This is a genomic window from Alteromonas alvinellae, from assembly GCF_902705805.1.
The window spans coordinates 1-634 of the sequence record NZ_CACSIH010000255.1 but is presented as its reverse complement, the minus strand read 5'-3'; the positions used below and the strand labels follow the sequence as shown (position 1 = coordinate 634).

Below are 634 nucleotides of genomic sequence, written 5' to 3'. Positions count from 1 at the left end.
CAGGCGACAACTACCTTGAAAAACGCCGCTACACGCCAATCAAAAATTACGATCAGTAGTCAAACCAAAAATGACACGTTTGTAACCACGGAAACGGGTTGGAAAGCCTTCCATATATTAAATGCTATTAATACGCCTTATCGCGACAGATTTGCAAAGAAAAATAATCATCGAATGTTTGCAAACTTGAAGGACATCGCTTTTCCCCAACCTATAGGGAAGAGCGCATTACACACTAAAATTAATACGGGGTTTAACAGCGATAAATTTGATTTTACACTTACAGCAGAAGATATGGGGCATTTACAGACCTCCGACCCAACCCAAACATCTTTTAATCAGGGTGATAAATTTCACTTTTCGCCACACCAGACACGGCGCTCCCTCGCGTACTACCTAATTGGTTATGAGCTGTGTTCTTTCCCCGCCTTGAAGCAGCAATTTTCGCATTTGTCGATGGCAATGACGCGATGGTATGCCCGAAATGCCTATTCATTTGAAAAACTTTACAGCGAAATACAAAAAGAACGAGTCACACAACAGGCTGAGATATTTGCTCGCATATATCAAAAAATGGCGAATGGTAAGCGTATCGCAGGAGGTATGCATGTTCCGGCCCATTCCGATCACCCAT

1 pseudogene is annotated in these 634 nt (G+C 42.6%); it reads left to right on the top strand.

Going from position 1 to position 634, the window contains the following annotated elements:
- Positions 1-15 precede the first annotated feature (15 nt).
- Positions 16-634: pseudogene (locus ACX5KA_RS19630) on the top strand (integrase); the annotation flags it as partial.